Below are 16,768 nucleotides of genomic sequence, written 5' to 3'. Positions count from 1 at the left end.
AACGGCGTTCAAGGTAGCAGGCCAGCGGCCTGTGCCACACCGGCACGGGTGTTGTTCAGAAGGGTGGCGGGTCGTATCGGGTGCGGTCGTATCGAACGCGTGCATGGACGACGCGACAGTGTTCGAGGTAGGCCCGCCGCTTCTCCGCCAACCTTCTTCGGTCGATATCCGTTGTCGCAGAGCGATAGTCGTCGAGAGTCGGCGGTGTACACCCGCTGTACTCGAGCTCCCAGCGGGTGGGTTCGAGCAGGCTCGCTCCCGGCCTGGACGAGCCCCTTCGGCGTCGGCGGGATGCGCGGGGAGTCGCGATCGACAGCTCCGGCACCGTGACTCTGCACAGACCGAGGGAGTTCGACCACAGAATCGCTCCGCCTGCGAGCATCACCGCCGACCACGCCCCCGAGGTCTTGGCCTGATGATGAAACACGCACACCGGCTGAAGATTGGTCACGATCGTCCAGCCGCCCCGCTCGGGATCGTCGTGATCGAACGGAACCAGATGATCGATCTGACACCGGGACGCCGGCACGTCGCAATTCGGGAACGTACACGTGCGGTACGCAGCACGAACGAACGCGGCGACACGGGCACCCGGCCGATACGTCACCGCTGACTGCGACGGAACGGACTCGCCGCCATGACCGTCGGGAAAGATGCCGCGAGCACGCTCGGGCCGTTCGGCAATCCAGGCAAGCCACCGTGCGACGAGCCCATCGCGGACAGACTCCTCCCCCAGTAGCGGGACTGCAGATGGCAGGCAGTGGGCACCCACAAGACGTGCGGAGGGAAGCTGGGCGGCACCTCGTACCCGACCCATGCCGACCACCCGACGCAACAACGACGGCACCGCCGTCGAGAACGGTCCGAACGAACGCGACTGCAAACCCGACCCATCGCCGCCGACGGAGTCGGCATGGTCGGGGCCGGAGCGCGAAGGACCGTCGGGGTGTTCCGAGGCCGAGCCGTCGGGGCTGCCCCGGGTGGCGCCGCTGCCGCCGTTGCGAGGACCGCCACCGCCTGAACCACCGTCGTCCGGGCCACCGCCGTCTGGACCACCGCTATCCGGACCACCGTCGTCCGGGTCACCGCCATCCGGACCACCGTCGTCCGGGTCACCGTCGTCCGGGCCACCGTCCAGCCCATCAAGGTCAGGGCCGTCATCTTCCCGGCCGTCATCGTTCGATCCGTCATCGTTCGATCCGTCGTCGCCCGTGTTTGTTCGTTCGGGCTTCAGCATCTGGACCAGCTCGGTCAGCAGCGCCTGCCACTTCGCGTCCGTGGCAACGATGCGCGCCACTTCGGGGTCGATTGGTGTCCCGTCGGCGAGGGTCGCGGGCTCCGAGGACAGTCCCAGCAGCGTCTCCACCGCCACCACGATCTGGAGGAGATGCCCGCGCCGAGGAGGAATGTCGTCGACAGCGCCGGCCACCGGGCAGTCGTCGCCGCGATCGCACTGACACGCGAGTGAATGCTCGCCGTGCAGCAACGCCATCAGACCCGCGGCCCGCAGCGTGCCCGTCGATCGTGGGTCGCCCTTGCAGACCGTCCCGACCATCTCGACGATGAGGGCATCCGCTTCCGCTGCTTCGAGATCGGTGATCTTCGCGATGAGCGACGCGATCCCGCCCGGACCGGTGCGGTCGATCCTCACGCCGACCTCCTCGGACTTCGCGGTCTCGCGGGCAGCTTCGGCACCGACCGGATCGGCCTTCATCCACAGCCGCCAGATCCGATTGCGTAGCGCCTGCGGACGCATTCGGCCACCCGAGGCACAGACCTCGTATTCGATCTTCGCGATCGTCTCGTCACTGGCACGATGCAGCACCGAGGTGATGGTGACCACCGTCGACCAGTCGAAGCTGCCGGTCACAAAACGCAAGGCGGTCAACGGCATTTGATGCAGACGCTCCGCGACATCGTGCACCACCGACGCATCACGACGCGTTCCGGTCATCGTCACGGCCAGATCGCACAGGGCACCGCGGACGGTCTCGCCCGGATCTCCGCCGGCAGCTTCGGCTGCCTCGAGGCGCATCTCGAGAACATCGCAGTACGCGAGCACGGTGGCCGCTCGAGCGAGATTCTCGTTGACACGGTTGAGTGCGATGACGTCGAGGAACCCCGCAATGCAGTCATCGACCGGCGGCGTCTCCGCCGCTCCCCACCCCCCGGTATCGAACATGAATTCGATGATACGAGAGGGGTCCGACAAGAAATTCCGAGAACAATTCGAGTCGTATCGGTATAACTGCAACGGTGGCCAGATACACGATCCGTGACATCCGCCCGGGCGACGAAGAACAGCTCGGCGCAGCGCACGTGGCGATCTGGAAGGCGACGTACGCGGGAATGATGAACAGCGCCAGGCTCGATGCGATACGCCCTCGCGATCGCATCGAACGATGGGAGCGGATCATCGCCCGCCGCGACGAGGAGGCGAGCCGCGGTGTGCGGACCCGATGCGCCGTCAACACCAACGATTCACGCATCGTCGGTTTCGCCACCGGCGGCCCGCCACGCGAGCTCGATCCGCCGGCACCGACCGAACTGTGGTCACTGAACGTTGTACCCGAGCACCACGGCACCGGCCTCGCAACAGAACTCATGACCACCGTGATCGACCGGGAGGCATCCACATATCTGTGGGTGGCAGCGGCCAACGATCGCGCGGTGGCGTTCTACCGCAAGCATCGGTTCGAGCTGGACGGCACCGAGAAGTTCGACCCGATCTGGGAGTGCCTCGAAGCCCGCATGGTCAGGGCTTGACGGGCGGTTCTCGTCGGGACTCGTCGGGATCGAGTTTCTCGGGGTTCAGGACCACCTCGGCCACCATCGGAGTCGTTTCGACGGTCGCATCGCCGTACCGAACGGCCACCGTATTCGGCAGGAACGCCTCCAGCGCGCGGGGGGCGAGCCACCACAACAGCGCTGCGAACAGGATCAGAATGTTGATCCCCTGCAGGACGGTCGCCGCATTCTCGGACGGAATCACGCGATCCAATACCTGGATGTTCATCACCAGTCCGTGGATGGCGATCAACACCCACAGTCGCCGGTAGCGGTAGAACACCCAAACCGCCGCGGCACCCCAGCACAGCGCCCACAGAAACCCGCCTCCACCGAAGTACATGTAGAGAAGGCCTCGCATCGTGGCCGACAGAGCCATGATCGCCCAGATCGGGAGTCGGCCCACCAGTAGCAACACCGGCAACGCCACCAGGATCGGCTCTTCGCGTAGACCCACGGCGAGCGCTGATACCACTGCGAGCCAATCGGACTCGACCGAGGCAGGAACCGAGAAGCTGAAGCGGACGATGTCCAGGCGAGACAACACGAGCAGCGAAGCAGAGGCGGCACCGATCGCGGCACACCAGGTGAGCGCCGCCTTGCGCGCGGTGCCACTGCGGGCCGGCCACACCGCAGGCAGCTTCCGACGTCGAGCGAAATACACGAGGGCGATCGCCACCGCTCCTACCACCACCTGTGCTGCACCGACCGCGAGATCGGCCCATTGATCCCCGATCGAGAGCGTCGGGGCGGGCGCGTCGGGTTCACGGAAGCGCCACAGCGCACCCATCAGGCTCACCGAGTAGACGACAACCCAACCGGCCACCAGACCCAGGACCATCACCGTGGTGCCTGCAGCGGTCAGACCACGCCGAGGCGAGCGAGTAGCGAGCCCCGCGTCGACACCGGTCGTCACCAGGTCACCACCATTCCGCTCCATACAGATCGCCGAACAGCTTGTTTATCACGCCTGGGCCGAGAATTCAGTACCGTCCCGGCGATACGAACCGGCGGTGCCACTCACGGCCGAGTGTCACGCTCGGACTCATCGCTCGAATCTTTCGTGCCGACGATGTCGTCTCGTAGTTCCGCGAGCAGCCCCTTCCTCGGGGTGCCGCGACGCGATTCCCATACGTCGACCATCGCGAGCACCACCAGAACACAGCCGATCGGGCCGCCCTGGAACCAGGAGAACCGCAGGTCCCAGAAGAACAGCGCCAGCACAGCTCCGACGACGACCACGACGATGCTGCCCGCATCTCTTGCTTTCATCGCTTCCCTTTCATCGATTCGGACCACAATCAGGTCAGACCAGGTTCAGTTCGATTGCCGCGTCCGCGGCCAGTAGCGCGCCCACCACGAGCAACACCGTCGCCCACACGCCCCCGCTCCAGCGATCCACGCGCCGGAGCAGCGCCGGTGCAATCGACGAAACACGTTCTTGCGCACATACTCTGGCGACGAGCAGCACGAAAGCGGGTGAGAGCATCACGAGCACATACGCCGCCAGAATCAACACCGAGAACCCCCATCCCAGTTCGGCATCACCCACCGCGTCGATCGCCGTGAAGTAGGGCAGCATCGTCGCCACCTCCACCGCGCCCACAGCGACGGCGAGCAGGACCACTCCCCGAACACCTGCCGGGGGCCGCGTCCACCACGCACTGCTCGGGACTCGCCGCCGACGGTCACAGACCAGGCCCATGACCAGAACCGCAAGACCCACCGCCAACCGAATCCACGCGTCGCCGGGAATCGCCACGCTCGAGCCATCGGTGGCCGCCCACACGGCGATACCGACCCCGAGGTAAAACAACCCCAACACACCCAGATGGAGCAGAACGACACGCGCCCGGCACGACGGCCGCAGCATCATCCACAGCGGAACCGCAAGAGTCCCGACGCCGATGCTGTCCACCAGCGCGAGCCCGATCAGCTGAATTGACACAGCTGTACCGTAACAAGATTTCAGCACAGTTGTATCAAAAAGATGTGGGCGTGCTAGAACAGACCGATGCCGAAGATCGTCGACCACGACGCACGCCGGGCGGAGATCGTCGCCGCCGTGTGGCGCGTCATCGAACGAGCAGGGATGGACGGGGCGACGGTACGCAGCGTCGCCGCCGAGGCCGGCGTATCCCCCGGATCACTGCGGTACTACTTCTCCGACCAAGGAGAACTCGTCCTGTTCGCGGCCGAGGCCATGACGCAACGCGTCGTACATCGGTTGGAGGCGCAGCCGAGCGACGGTGACGGCCTCGTCCGCGCTCTCCGCGTCCTCGAAGAGATGCTGCCACTCGACGGGGACCGCCGCGCCGAGGCGTCCGTCTGGCTGGAAGCCATCGTGCGTGCCAGATTCGACGAGCGACTCGCCGCTCTCAAGACGGCCGGTTGGTTCGGTAGCCGGTACCTGTGCCGGCTCGCGTGGGCACACCTGCACGATCTCGATCGACCGAACTCCCCCGCATTCACATTCGAGCGCACCGCGGACGAACGTGCAGCGGCCGAACTGCACACCTTCATCGACGGGCTGACGCTGCAGGCAGTGACGTATCCCGAGCAGCTCGCGGCCGACGAGGTACGGCGGTTGTTGCGTACTTATCTGGAACCGCGGTCCTGAGTCGAGTCGACGGGGAATCTGCGGCCGTAGTACCACCCGATCGCCGCGACGACGACGCCTGCCACGGCAATGGCCCCCAGTACCGAGCCGAAGCCCGAAGCATCCACGACGCGACCGACGACCAGGGGTGCCACGAGAAATCCGATCCGCGAGACCAGCGACACGATCGAGATGGCCGCGGCCGAGGACACCCCGGGAAGCCGCCCGGCCAGGCTGAAGACGATGGGAAACAGTGGGCTCGCGCCCAGGCCCGCAACCGCGAACGCTCCGATGACCAGGATCGGGAGATCCGCGGCCAGAACCGACAGACCCAGGATGGCGAGGAAGGCCACCGCCACAAATGACGCACCTCCGGTCAGCACCGTCGACGGTCCGAACCGATCGACTATTCGGTCTCCGACCAACCGGCCGATCAACATCGCGGCCGAGAACGCAACGAACGCCATACCGGCCGAACCCGGGCCCGCACCCTCTTCCGTCGTCATGTAGACAGCGCTCCACGACTGCGGAAAGTCCTCCATGAGCCCGGCGAGCAGCACCACGGCCCCGAGCAGAGCGAGTGCGGCCGTCGGCCGTGCGAGAACGAGCCCCGGCGCTCGGTCTTCGTGATCGTCGCGCACCACCGGTTCCGGACCTACCAGACCCCGTCCGACGGCAGCGAGAACGAGCATCAACACCACTGCGACCAGCCCGAAGTGCGCTGCGACCGGCATCCGGATACCGGCCGCGGCCGCGCCGGTCACTCCCCCGACCACGGCGCCGACGCTCCAGGCTGCATGGAAGCTGCTCAACAGCGACTTCCCCGCTCGCTCCTCGACGAGCACGCCCTGCGCATTCATGGAAATGTCCATCACTGCGTCCGCTCCGCCGAGCAGCACCAGCGCCGCCAACAGCGTCCACCACGACACAGCCACGGCAGGCAGCACGAACGCCGCGCACAGCAGCAGACCGGAGGCGAGAATCGCCCACCGACTGCCGAACCGTCGAACCGTCGCCGCTGCGACAGGTGCGGCCACCAACCCGCCGAGACCGACTCCGGTCAGCGCCAGGCCGAGGGTCGCGACGTCGATGGACAGCGAGTCCTGGATCTCCGGAATGCGCGGAGCCCAGTTCGCGAACACCGCTCCGTTGACGAAGAACACGACCAGAACGGACAACCGGGCACTAGTCATATTGCCGTGAGCCTAGCGTTCACCGGCGAGCCGAACCCCTTACTCGAGGTAACGTCGTTGGGATGCATGTGTCCGACCGCCTCACCGACCACGTTCCCGAGCGCTGGCTGGAGCCCCTCGTCAAGCACGCAGAGGCCCTCAAGTTCCTCATCGTCGGAGCGATCACCTTCGTCGTCACCGTCGTCCTGTTCTTCGGCCTGAAGTGGACGATCCTGCAGGACAAGCCCGTGACGGCCAACGTTCTGGCCGTGTTGATCGCGACGATCGTGTCCTACATCCTCAACCGGGAATGGTCGTTCACAGCGCGCGGCGGACGACGTCGTCACCACGAGGCAGCGCTGTTCTTCGCCGTCGCCGGAACCGGCCTGGCAATCAACCAGCTCCCGCTCTGGGTGTCGAGTTACATGCTGGATCTGCGGTCGCCGAACGTGTCCTTCCTCACCGAGAACATCGCCGACTTCGTCAGCGGATCCATCATCGGCACGTTGCTGGCAACCGCATTCCGATGGTGGGCGATGCGCAAGTTCGTCTTCCCGGAACCGGTGAACGTTCTCCCCGATCCGGTCGCCCTGACCGTTTACGGTGGACGGCATGGCGACCATTAGGACCCTCGTGCTGATGCGGCACGGCAAATCCGGCTACCCCGACGGAGTACCGGATCACGAACGACCTCTGGCGTCGCGCGGCCAACGCGAGGCGGCACTCGCCGGAGCCTGGATCGCCGAACACGTCGGCACTGTCGACGCAGTGTTGTGCTCGACGGCTCTGCGCACCCGCGAAACCCTGGCCGCTACCGGTCTGGGCGACGCTCCCACCCGCTTCGAACGAGACATCTACGGCGGATCCGCCGACGAGATCATCGACGAAATCCGCCTCGCCGACACGTACTTCGACGACGTGACGGTATCGACCTTGCTGGTCGTCGGGCATGAGCCCGGAATCCCCTGGACCGCACTCGAATTGGCGGTCGACGACGACACCGACGTGGCCCGTGAGGTTCGGCACCGCTTCCCCACATCTGCGATAGCAGTGCTCACCACGGAGTCGTCCTGGGCAGAGCTCGCAGCAGGGACGGCCACGATCACCGAATTCTGCATCCCGCGCGCCGATCAGTGATCAGCGGTTCCTGAGGTACAGGTAGCCGGCACCGCCTGCTGCGATCAGCAGAATCAACGCGGCAGGGAACCCGAGCAGCCACCACACCACTGCCAGCACCACCAATGCGGGCGCGGCGGCAATCAACGCGATGCCGGGATTCTCACGAACCGTCTCCAACGCGGACTGTGCGTGCACTCTGTCGATCTTCTTGCCTGCCATGTCGGACTCCCTGTTTCGTATGTCCTGTATGCGTACTTCCACTGTAGGCGCACCGACAGCAGCTACCCGCGGTCGACGACGGCAATCGTGGCTGTGGACGAATACACCAGACGGTCGCCGGATTCGATCACCCACGATGCCAGGTACCGATTCGTTGCATAGGGGTCCGGCGTCGGCTCGATCTCCAACCGCCGACGTGTCGTACCGTCTTCCAACGCGATCGATTCCACGGTGCCGCCGACGGTGGAGTACGCGAGACCGTCGGCGTACGCCGTGATCGGGTAGTAGTCATCGGGATCGTTCTCCCACCGAACCGAACCGGTTCTCAGATCCAATGCCGTCACATGAGCTGTTCCGGGAGCACGTGCGATCACCACATCCCCGACGACAGCTACGCCATTGGTCGACGCCAACAGCGGGCTCGACCAGAGAAACTGTCCGGTCGTCCGATCGAACGCACTGTCACCGACGACCATCGGCAGCGACAGGTCTGTTGGATCGTCGATCTCGAGGAAGGGATACACCGGCAGCGGAGATCTGGCGACAGTTCGACCATCCGAGGCGAGCGCGACGGTGCCGGCGTACGTCTGGGACTGTGTACACACCGCCTCGGTCATGATCACCAGTGCCGGTTGCACCCGAAAAGGTTGCGACACGCAACTGTCGGGATAACCCCGGTACCACGTGATCGATCCGGTGACCGAGTCGAATCCTATTGCCGTCGAACCGAACCGGCCCAGGCCGTAGTTTCCGTCGATGGTGATGACCGGCCCCGGCATACCCGCGTAAATGGCCTCGCCGGGAAATTCGGTGACCCAATCGCGCCCGACATCGTTCACAGAACCCTTGGCGAGCTGCCGCGTTCCCTCGTAACCTGCTTGCGTGACAGTAGAACTGATCGAGTAGAGCGAGAACCCGTCGGTTCCCACAGCCAACACACGTTGCGGCACACGAACAGAGCGACCAGCACCGGTCGTGGTGTCCACCGTGACAATCGTCGATTCCGGATTTTCCGACTCGGTGCTGGAGAGGCAGACGAGGTATCCCGACAAAGGCCGGTCGGCACAGGATTCCACCCGGAGATCGTCTCGCCGCCATAGTGTGGATCCATCCGTTGCGTCGAGGCCCACCATCGCGGGAGCGTCGAAATTCCCGGTAGCAGGATCCGGCAGACCCACCGAAGCGATATACACCCCGCCCGCATCGATGAATCTCGCTGCGCTGGGGTTGAGCCGTCCGCCTGCACCAGGATCACGAAACTGCGCGAATTCGCGGCCGTAGACGGCCTCTGCAGATCTGGACCACTGGACTTCCGGCGCACGCGGAACCGTCGGCGGAGCTGTGGTCGTCCATGCGGGGGCAGTCGCGATTGCCGGGCCGTCGTCCTGCGCGACAACGATCACCGCAGCAACGACAGTCGCCAACGCCACGGCTCCCGCTGTCCACACCGGCCATCGGGAGCTCACAGGTCCAGGCCCGGTGCCGTCGCGATGGACTCGAGATTGCCGACCGTGACGAGCTCGCCCGCCGATGTCGACGAGATACGGACACGAGTGCCCGACGGCCGGGTCACAGTCACGGTCCTGACGCCGCGCTTCGATCTCTCCGACATCGATCCGTCGGGCAGGCGCACGGTGTCGACCGAGCGATCAGCCGTCGGGTCATATGCGTCGGGAATTTCCGGGAGTGGCTGTCCACCCGTGATCGCCACGGTCACAACACCTTCAGATCCTGACGTCAGAATTGTCCCGGCTGCACACAACGAGTCGTGGGACAACGAACTCCGTTGCATCGGTGCCAGCGGCTGCTCGAGCACGATCACTGCCCGAAGCGCGCGGATTCGAGCCTGGTCCAGGGCGCGGCCGATACGGTCTGCGTCGGCGCGAGTCACCGCTGGTCCATCCTGCGACCCAACTCGCGTGTCACACGGCAGAGGAGGGAGTCGGGTTCCGCCCGGCACCGCTGCATCGATTCGCAGCTCGCTCGACGACACCACGGAGATCAGGTCGTTCATGGACACTGCTTCGTCCGAAGACACGAACTGGCTTGCGTTGGCCTGCAACGTCGTTCCATCGGATGCGTAAGCAGTCGCCGTCCTGACCACCGCTGTTCTACCACCGTCTTCGCTGGTGGACTCTTTCGTGTCCACGACCGTACCGTCGGCCGCGACCTGCCTGCGATCGAGAGTGCCACCGACACAGGGCGGTACACCGGCAGTCGACTTCGAGATCGTCACGGTCACGTCGGCACCCGAGCCGTTGCGAATCAGCAACCCGGCGGCAGTGGAGCTCGCGAACATCGACAGATCATCCGTCGGACCATCGCCGACAGAGCTATCGGACGTGGGACCTTGCACAGGACCGAATCGAAACGCGGATTCGGCACCGAACGCGAACGTACCGGGTGCTGCGAATTCGACGGCGGTCTCGGCCGGCAAGGCAGAAACAAGCGCATCGGACAGCGCAGTAGCTTTGCGCCCGGAGAACCATGGATAGCGGGGGTCGTCGTAGCGTCCTCCATCGAGACGGAAGTACGCCCCTGAAAAATCCCCGGACTCGGGAACGACGACGGCATCACACCCCGGAATCGTGGTCGACGACTCACCCTGGTCGTAGTTCGACGCGATGAACCCGCTCGACGCAGGCGTATCCGGCAACGCGAAGTCCGCAGGACCGGACGCGCGTGACTCCACGACGATGACTCCTGCCGCGACCACAGCGACAGCGACGAAGACCCAGAAAATCTTCGGTTGACGCCCGAGCGCTCCGAGGTGCAACGCGCCGAGGTCCATCACGGCGACGAGCCTAGCCTGCCGATCGCCCGACTCGACGCTCCACGACTTTCGGTGAAGCTACGGCTTTCGGTAGAGCTACGACTTTCGGTGGAGCGCAGCGTCGTACCTTCGGCCGAACCACCAGGTACGACGCCTCCGCGGGGGTATCGCGCGCACGTCGGCTGCGGTGAGATCGGGTCCATGGACAATCCGATTCTTCTCACGATCGCGATCTGCGAAGTCGGCTTCTGGGTTCTGGTGATCGGCGGCCTGTGCCTGCGCTACGTGGCACGAATGCGACGCGCCAGCACCGTCACCCTGGCCCTGCTCCCGGTCCTCGATGTCGTCCTCGTCGCCGCAGTGGCACTAGACCTGCACCGCGGCGGGGAGGTCGAGTTCGCCCACCGCCTCGCCGGCATCTACCTCGGCTGGACGGTCGTGTTCGCGCACTCCACCGTGGCCTGGCTCGACGTACGCTTCGCGCACCGATTCGCCGGTGGACCCGCACCGATCAAGCCTCCGAAGACCGGTCCGCGGGCCTACCGCAACGAGATCCGGGGATTCGTGAAGTGGCTGACCGCCGCCGCCATCGCTCTGGTGATCACCTACGCACTGGCCTACACCGTGGCAGACTCGGATCAAGCAGCAGCACTGAAGACCGTGATCCAGCCACTCGGCATCATCACGTTCTTCTGGTTCGTCACCGGACCTCTGTGGGTGCTGGGTTCCAAGACAGCGGGCTCGAGGAATGCGAAAGATGCGGCAGGAGAACGGAGTCGACTCTGATGCTGAGTGATTCCCGACTGCTGCACACCCTTCGACCGTCCTGGCGACCTCGCAGTCCCGTGGTGCTGCCGATCGAGATGCTCCTGGCCACGCTCGTCTACGCCGGATTCCAACTCTCCACCGGCATGGTCGGCGACACCAGAGACGAACTCGTCCAGAGCCCACCCCTGATCGCAGCGAGTGTCGTTGCCCTGCTGGCGATGACCGGCGTGACGTGCGTTCGCCGGTCCTTTCCGGTCACCGCCTACCTGTCCGTGGTGGCCATCAGCATCGCGCTGATCCTGGTTCTGCCGGACCGAACCCTCGGATTCACCCCGCTGTACTGGTTTGCCATCGCCGCCTTGGCAATTCGAGTGACCGGGCCACGCCTGTTCGCCCCCATCGCCGTCGGGCTGATCCTCGAGATCGCGGTCAGCGTCGACACCCGGCTGTCCTACCCGGATTCCACGGGCGGCCCAGGTGGCACGATCGGCGTGCTCGCCGAGCAGATCGTGAACCTCGTCATCAACTACACGGTGCTCATCGCACTGGGCAAGTACATCGCACTAGGTCGAGCCCAGGAACTCGAGAGCGAGGCCGCCCTCGGGCGAGCCGAAATCGAACACCGGCAACGGCTGAACGAGGCCCTGGACAACGAACGAAAAACCATGGCACGCGAACTCCACGACGTCGCGGCGCACCACCTGACCGGAATGCTCATCCAAGCCAAGGCATCGAAGACGCTCATCACGAGCAACCCCCAGCAGGCGCACGAACTACTCACCGGCGCAATCGGACACGGCCAGCGAACCTTCGACAGCCTGCGCCAGATCGTCGGTATCCTGCGCCCGAGCGACACGGCCTACAGCTCCAACAGCGACAGTGCTCCGCAACCGATGATCTCCGATATCGCCGAGCTGATCGAACAGTCTCGAATCTCGTTCGCGTCCATCGACATCGACATCTCCGGCGATGCCGACGAAATAGGTGACACAGACAGCGCGGTGCAGTTGACCTGTTACCGCATCGTTCAGGAATCGCTGTCCAACGCCCGACGCCACGCACCGAATTGCGCTGTGCGCGTGCAGGTGACCGTTCACTCCTCCGCCATCGAGATCACCGTCACCAACACGATCACCTCGGGCAACTCCGTACTGCGCGAGTCCTCGGGTCAGGGATTCGGCATTCCGGGAATGCGGGAGCGAGCCGCACTACTCGGCGGCACCCTCGATGCCGGATTGTCCGACGACCGAACGACGTGGACCGTGCGGGCTCGACTGCCCGTCGGCGGAACGATCTCTCAGCGCGGCGCCGGTGTGATGGAGTCACACGCATGATCACCGTACTCATCGCGGACGATCAACCCGTGGTTCGGCAGGGATTCGAGCTGTTCCTGGCCGGCCATCACGACATCGAGGTGGTCGGCCACGCGAGCTCGGGAAAGCATGCCGTGCAGCAGGTGTCGGCACTGCAACCCGACGTCGTACTGATGGACATCCGGATGCCGAACGGCGACGGGTTGACCGCCACACGCGAGATACTGGCGCAGTTCGAGAACACTCGCGTCATCGTCGTCACCACCTTCGACCTCGACGAGTACGTGTTCGCAGCTCTCGACAGTGGAGCGTCCGGCTTCTTGCTCAAGGACACCGATCCCGACGAACTGGCCGACGCGGTGGTCACCGTCGCCGGCGGCGGCGCGGTGCTCTCCCCTCGATTGACCCCGCGCCTGATGACCGAGTTCACCCGCCGCGGCGTTCCGAGCCCACCCACGTCCGTTGCACCGCAACACGACCTGAGTCTGCGTGAAATGGACGTGGTGCAACTGTTGGCGCAGGGCCTGGGCAACAACGAGATCGCCCGGGCACTGCACCTCGAACAGAGCACGGTCAAGACTCACGTGAGCAACATCTGTCGCAAACTCGACGTCAATACCCGAGTCCACGTGGTGATCTGGGCCTACCGCAACGGCATTGCGACCTAGGCCGCGTTGCGCTCCTCGTCGTCCGAGCTCTCGCCGGCGACCTCGGCCCGCGGTTCGATCGTGGCGGCGGAGTGGTCGGTGTACTGGAAGTGCGGTCGCTTGTCGCCGATGTACGAGGTCATCCACGACACCACCGCGACGTAGCGATTCCGGAAGCCGACCAGGTACATCAGGTGCACCGCGAGCCACATGAGCCACGCGATCGGTCCCGACATGTCGACCTTGCCGAACAGCCGCGCCACAGCGCTGAATCGGCCGACGATCGACATGCTGCCCTTGTCGGTGTACTCGAACGGGGTTCCCGCGTCGACCTTTCCGATGATCATCTTGGCAACGTGCCTGCCCTGCTGCATCGCCACCGGCGACTGACCGGGGAGCTTGTTCAACGACGTCACGTCGCCGATCGCGTAGATGTCCTTCGCCGAGCCGACCGTCAAGTCGTCGTGCACGAGAAGGCGTCCGGCACGGTCGGTCTCGCAGCCGGTGCGCTCGGCGATCGTGGCCGCCAGCTCGCTGGCCTGCACTCCGGCCGACCAGATGACAGTCTTGGCGGCAAAGGTTCGCGAGGTCTTGGTGTCCACGTCCTGCACCGTCACGACGTCGTCGGCGATATCGGTGACCATGGCCCCGGTGACGACGTCGACGCCCGACTTCTCGAGCTTCGTACGGGCGTACGCGCTGAGCTTGCCGCCGAACGCCGGCAGCACTTCCTTGACTCCGTCGACGAGGGTCACCGTGACGTCGTCGGGTTCGATGTCCGGGAACGATCCGGCGAAATAGCGATGCGCGAGATCCCTGATCTGACCGGCCAGCTCGACACCCGTCGCGCCTGCACCGACAACGACGAAGCTCAGCAATTCCTTGCGAGCAGCCGAATCGGTTGTCAGGTGCGCAGTCTCGTAGCAGCTGAGAATCTGCACACGCAGAGCGATCGCGTCGTCGACGGTCTTGAGCGCGAACGTGCGGTCCTTGAACTCGTCACGGCCGAAGTACGCCTGCGTGGCACCCGTGGCGACGATCAATCGACCGAAGCCGATGGTGTGGCTCTGGCCGGCACCGACATAGGTGACCTGGTGAGCTTCGGGATCGACATCGACGACGCGTCCGAGACGCACGTCGGCCGAGTCGTACTGCGCGAGGATGCGCCTGATCGGAGGGGCGATCTCGCCGGTCGAGAGCATTCCGGTGGCGGCCTGGTAGAGCAGCGGCTGAAAGAGGTGTTCTGTGGTGCTGGAGATCAGCGAGAACGTCACACCGGCCTTGCCCAGAGACTTGGCAGCGGCCAATGCTCCGAATCCCGATCCCACGATGACGACGTCGTACGTTTGCACAGCACTTTCCTTTTCGGCTCGAGTCTTTCCCTGGGCGAAGAACTACCTCCATGAAACTCCGACCGAGATGCTCTATCAACGCGGAAGTTGAAATAGCATCTATGAGTAGAACTCATGATTGAATGGCGAAATGGAACTGCGGCAGCTGAAGTACTTCCTCGCGGTCGGAGAGGAACTGAACTTCTCTCGCGCTGCCGAACGCTGCTACGTCTCGCAATCGGCGATCAGCCTGCAGATCTCCAAGCTGGAACGAGAAATCGGTGAGCCCCTGTTCGAGCGCACCTCTCGTACCGTTCGATTGACCGTTGTCGGAGCACAATTGGTCTCCATCGCCCGGCACATGGTGGAGCTCGAGCAGGCCGCCCTGGCACTGACGACGCGCAAGCGCAATCAGCTGCGCCTGACCGGAAACATGACGTTCGCAGCCAACGCCATCTCCGCCATCGTCGCGGTTCGCGAGCGCCATCCCGACGCCGAGATCGACTTCGTCCTGAAACGATTCGCAGAACAGATCGAAGCGGTGACGTCCGGCGACTGCCAGGTAGCGCTGATCCGCGGCAGCGTCGAACGCTCCGGTCTACAGGTGACCGAGCTGTGGACCGAGGACCTCGTCGTCGTCCTTCCTGAGGGCCATCCTCTGGCGGGTGAGAACAACCCGAGCCTGAGCCAGCTCGCCGGCTACCCCCTGCTACTTCCCAAACGGAGCGAGCAAATCCTGCTGCACCGGGTGATCGAGCGCGAGATGAAGCGCAGTGGACTGCCGCTGAGCTTCGGCCCACCCGTGGCGTCCGATCACACCGCCAGCGCCGAACTCCTCAAGAACCCGCAATGCTGGTCCATCCTGTACGCCAGCACCGCCGACAGCACCCCCAAGACCGGCCTGGTCTTCCGCACCGAGGCCGACCGCAGGCTGCGGCTACCGGTGTCGGCCGTCGTCGACGCGACCGTGCCCATCACCGACATTCAGCGCGACCTGGTGGCGGCACTCGCAGCGACGGCACCGGTTCAGCCCGCCACCCCCGCGAGCTGAGCGAACGCGACATCCGCGTCGAACAATTCGGCACGATCGTACGTCGACGTCGAGGCCATGATCTCGTTCGCGCCGGTGCGCTCGACAACCTCCTCCAGACGAGGACGGACCTGCCCGGCCGTGCCGAGGATGCTCGACGCCAACGACGCCTCGATTCGGCTACGCGTCTGCGGCGTCCACTGTGATTCGTCGATCACGGACGCTCGTTCCAGAGCCGGGAACTCACCCTCGCGTCTGGACCTGGCCATCGCCCACGCCTCCGGCACGGCGAGCCTGCGGGCATCGGCCGCGTCCGCTGCGATGGTCACGTCGAGCGAGACAATCACGTACGGTTCGGGATTCGATGGCGTGGGCCGAAAGTGCTTGCGATAGACCGCCAATGGATCGTCACGCTGGAGAACCGGTCCACCGACCACGACCGGAAGCCCGGCGCGAGCGGCAACCTCGAGACCGGCTCCGGTCGCGAGAACGAACACCGGCGGCGACGGAACAGCGGGCCGGGCAGTCACCGGTCCCGAACCGTCGAGATACGAACGCAATTCGGCGATATCGGCCTCGAACGTGTCGGTCCGCTCACTGCGTAATGCTGCCCGAACCGGTTCGGTGAAACCGAGGGAGCGGCCGACACCGAGGTCGATCCGGCCGGGAAAGAGGGACTCCAACATCAGGAATTGCTCGGCCACGACCAGCGGCTGATGATTGGGCAGCATCACCCCGCCGGATCCGACGCGAATGCGCGAGGTGCGCGACGCCACCGCCGCGGCGAGAACCGCCGGTGCGCCCGACGCGATGCCGGGAACGCCGTGATGCTCGGCCACCCAGAACCGGTGCAACCCGATCTCCTCGGCATGCACTGCTCGTTCGACGGTATGCCGCAGCGCCGAGCCGTCGTCGAAACCGGATCGCGTGCGGGATCTGTCGAGGAGTGAGAAGAACACGGATATCTCAACCGACGAGGCGTCGGGCATATTTCTCGAAGTGTTCGTTCA

General features: G+C 64.9%; 18 protein-coding genes. 8 read left to right on the top strand and 10 right to left on the bottom strand.

All coding sequences use genetic code 11. The features are described 5' to 3' along the window. Positions 1–55 precede the first annotated feature (55 nt). Positions 56–2,182: an HNH endonuclease signature motif containing protein gene (locus CH295_RS15570; RefSeq protein ID WP_141217034.1), complete on the bottom strand. Its 2,127-nt coding sequence runs from the start codon at positions 2,180–2,182 to the stop codon at positions 56–58. 74 nt (positions 2,183–2,256) lie between these two features. Here CH295_RS15570 and CH295_RS15565 point away from each other — a divergent pair, with 74 nt between their 5' ends. Beyond that, positions 2,257–2,766, top strand: coding sequence for a GNAT family N-acetyltransferase (locus tag CH295_RS15565; protein WP_094741227.1), 510 nt, complete (start codon positions 2,257–2,259; stop codon positions 2,764–2,766). On the opposite strand, the gene CH295_RS15560 is transcribed toward CH295_RS15565, so the two are convergent. The 3 genes from CH295_RS15560 to CH295_RS15550 all read right to left on the bottom strand — a co-directional run bounded on the left by CH295_RS15560 (position 2,756) and on the right by CH295_RS15550 (position 4,735). After that, complete coding sequence (locus CH295_RS15560) at positions 2,756–3,703, bottom strand: CPBP family intramembrane glutamic endopeptidase (protein WP_252342062.1); 948 nt, start codon at positions 3,701–3,703, stop codon at positions 2,756–2,758. The genes CH295_RS15565 and CH295_RS15560 overlap by 11 nt on opposite strands. A 104-nt stretch (positions 3,704–3,807) precedes the next feature. Next, on the bottom strand, positions 3,808–4,059 hold the full coding sequence (locus CH295_RS15555) for a hypothetical protein (protein ID WP_094633950.1): 252 nt from the start codon (positions 4,057–4,059) through the stop codon (positions 3,808–3,810). A gap of 34 nt (positions 4,060–4,093) precedes the next feature. After that, the gene (locus CH295_RS15550) at positions 4,094–4,735 is read right to left on the bottom strand and encodes a GAP family protein (RefSeq protein WP_170945928.1); all 642 of its coding nucleotides are present in this window, start codon (positions 4,733–4,735) and stop codon (positions 4,094–4,096) included. Positions 4,736–4,801: 66 nt separating this feature from the next. On the opposite strand from CH295_RS15550, the gene CH295_RS15545 reads away from it, so the two are divergent. Beyond that, the gene (locus CH295_RS15545; protein WP_094741224.1) at positions 4,802–5,407 is read left to right on the top strand and encodes a TetR/AcrR family transcriptional regulator; all 606 of its coding nucleotides are present in this window, start codon (positions 4,802–4,804) and stop codon (positions 5,405–5,407) included. On the opposite strand, the gene CH295_RS15540 is transcribed toward CH295_RS15545, so the two are convergent. Next, the gene (locus CH295_RS15540; RefSeq protein WP_094741223.1) at positions 5,386–6,579 is read right to left on the bottom strand and encodes an MFS transporter; all 1,194 of its coding nucleotides are present in this window, start codon (positions 6,577–6,579) and stop codon (positions 5,386–5,388) included. The two genes, CH295_RS15545 and CH295_RS15540, sit on opposite strands and share 22 nt — an antisense overlap. Positions 6,580–6,641: 62 nt before the next feature. Between CH295_RS15540 and CH295_RS15535 the strand changes: the two genes are divergently transcribed. Both CH295_RS15535 and CH295_RS15530 read left to right on the top strand, forming a co-directional pair. Next, complete coding sequence (locus CH295_RS15535) at positions 6,642–7,184, top strand: GtrA family protein (RefSeq protein WP_037191312.1); 543 nt, start codon at positions 6,642–6,644, stop codon at positions 7,182–7,184. Continuing rightward, positions 7,171–7,695, top strand: a complete 525-nt coding sequence (locus CH295_RS15530; protein WP_094741354.1) for a SixA phosphatase family protein — start codon at positions 7,171–7,173, stop codon at positions 7,693–7,695. Before CH295_RS15535 ends, CH295_RS15530 begins: the two co-directional genes overlap by 14 nt. Here CH295_RS15530 and CH295_RS15525 read toward each other — a convergent pair whose 3' ends face one another. The 3 genes from CH295_RS15525 to CH295_RS15515 form a co-directional block, all read right to left on the bottom strand. Then, positions 7,696–7,896 (bottom strand): membrane protein, encoded by a 201-nt coding sequence (locus CH295_RS15525; protein ID WP_027498199.1) that lies wholly within the window; start codon positions 7,894–7,896, stop codon positions 7,696–7,698. It abuts the gene before it with no gap. Between the two features lie 62 nt (positions 7,897–7,958). Further along, the gene (locus tag CH295_RS15520; RefSeq protein WP_094741222.1) at positions 7,959–9,362 is read right to left on the bottom strand and encodes an outer membrane protein assembly factor BamB family protein; all 1,404 of its coding nucleotides are present in this window, start codon (positions 9,360–9,362) and stop codon (positions 7,959–7,961) included. Continuing rightward, complete coding sequence (locus tag CH295_RS15515) at positions 9,359–10,690, bottom strand: hypothetical protein (protein WP_141217033.1); 1,332 nt, start codon at positions 10,688–10,690, stop codon at positions 9,359–9,361. The genes CH295_RS15520 and CH295_RS15515 overlap by 4 nt, the downstream gene beginning before the upstream one ends. 180 nt (positions 10,691–10,870) lie before the next feature. On the opposite strand from CH295_RS15515, the gene CH295_RS15510 reads away from it, so the two are divergent. The 3 genes from CH295_RS15510 to CH295_RS15500 are packed head-to-tail and all read left to right on the top strand — an operon-like array spanning position 10,871 to position 13,418. Beyond that, positions 10,871–11,455, top strand: coding sequence for a hypothetical protein (locus CH295_RS15510; RefSeq protein ID WP_252342061.1), 585 nt, complete (start codon positions 10,871–10,873; stop codon positions 11,453–11,455). Then, complete coding sequence (locus CH295_RS15505; protein ID WP_094741220.1) at positions 11,455–12,771, top strand: sensor histidine kinase; 1,317 nt, start codon at positions 11,455–11,457, stop codon at positions 12,769–12,771. Before CH295_RS15510 ends, CH295_RS15505 begins: the two co-directional genes overlap by 1 nt. Continuing rightward, positions 12,768–13,418, top strand: coding sequence for a response regulator transcription factor (locus CH295_RS15500; RefSeq protein ID WP_094741219.1), 651 nt, complete (start codon positions 12,768–12,770; stop codon positions 13,416–13,418). Before CH295_RS15505 ends, CH295_RS15500 begins: the two co-directional genes overlap by 4 nt. Here CH295_RS15500 and CH295_RS15495 read toward each other — a convergent pair. Continuing rightward, on the bottom strand, positions 13,415–14,749 hold the full coding sequence (locus CH295_RS15495) for an NAD(P)/FAD-dependent oxidoreductase (RefSeq protein WP_094741218.1): 1,335 nt from the start codon (positions 14,747–14,749) through the stop codon (positions 13,415–13,417). The two genes, CH295_RS15500 and CH295_RS15495, sit on opposite strands and share 4 nt — an antisense overlap. A gap of 130 nt (positions 14,750–14,879) precedes the next feature. On the opposite strand from CH295_RS15495, the gene CH295_RS15490 reads away from it, so the two are divergent. Further along, the gene (locus tag CH295_RS15490) at positions 14,880–15,779 is read left to right on the top strand and encodes a LysR family transcriptional regulator (RefSeq protein ID WP_094633958.1); all 900 of its coding nucleotides are present in this window, start codon (positions 14,880–14,882) and stop codon (positions 15,777–15,779) included. Here CH295_RS15490 and CH295_RS15485 read toward each other — a convergent pair. Further along, positions 15,755–16,717, bottom strand: a complete 963-nt coding sequence (locus tag CH295_RS15485) for an MsnO8 family LLM class oxidoreductase (RefSeq protein WP_170945927.1) — start codon at positions 16,715–16,717, stop codon at positions 15,755–15,757. The two genes, CH295_RS15490 and CH295_RS15485, sit on opposite strands and share 25 nt — an antisense overlap. Positions 16,718–16,768 lie beyond the last annotated feature (51 nt).

It is taken from the genome of Rhodococcus sp. 14-2483-1-2, assembly GCF_002259405.1.
Taxonomy (GTDB): Bacteria; Actinomycetota; Actinomycetes; order Mycobacteriales; family Mycobacteriaceae; genus Rhodococcoides.
This window is presented reverse-complemented; position numbering and strand designations above follow the sequence as displayed.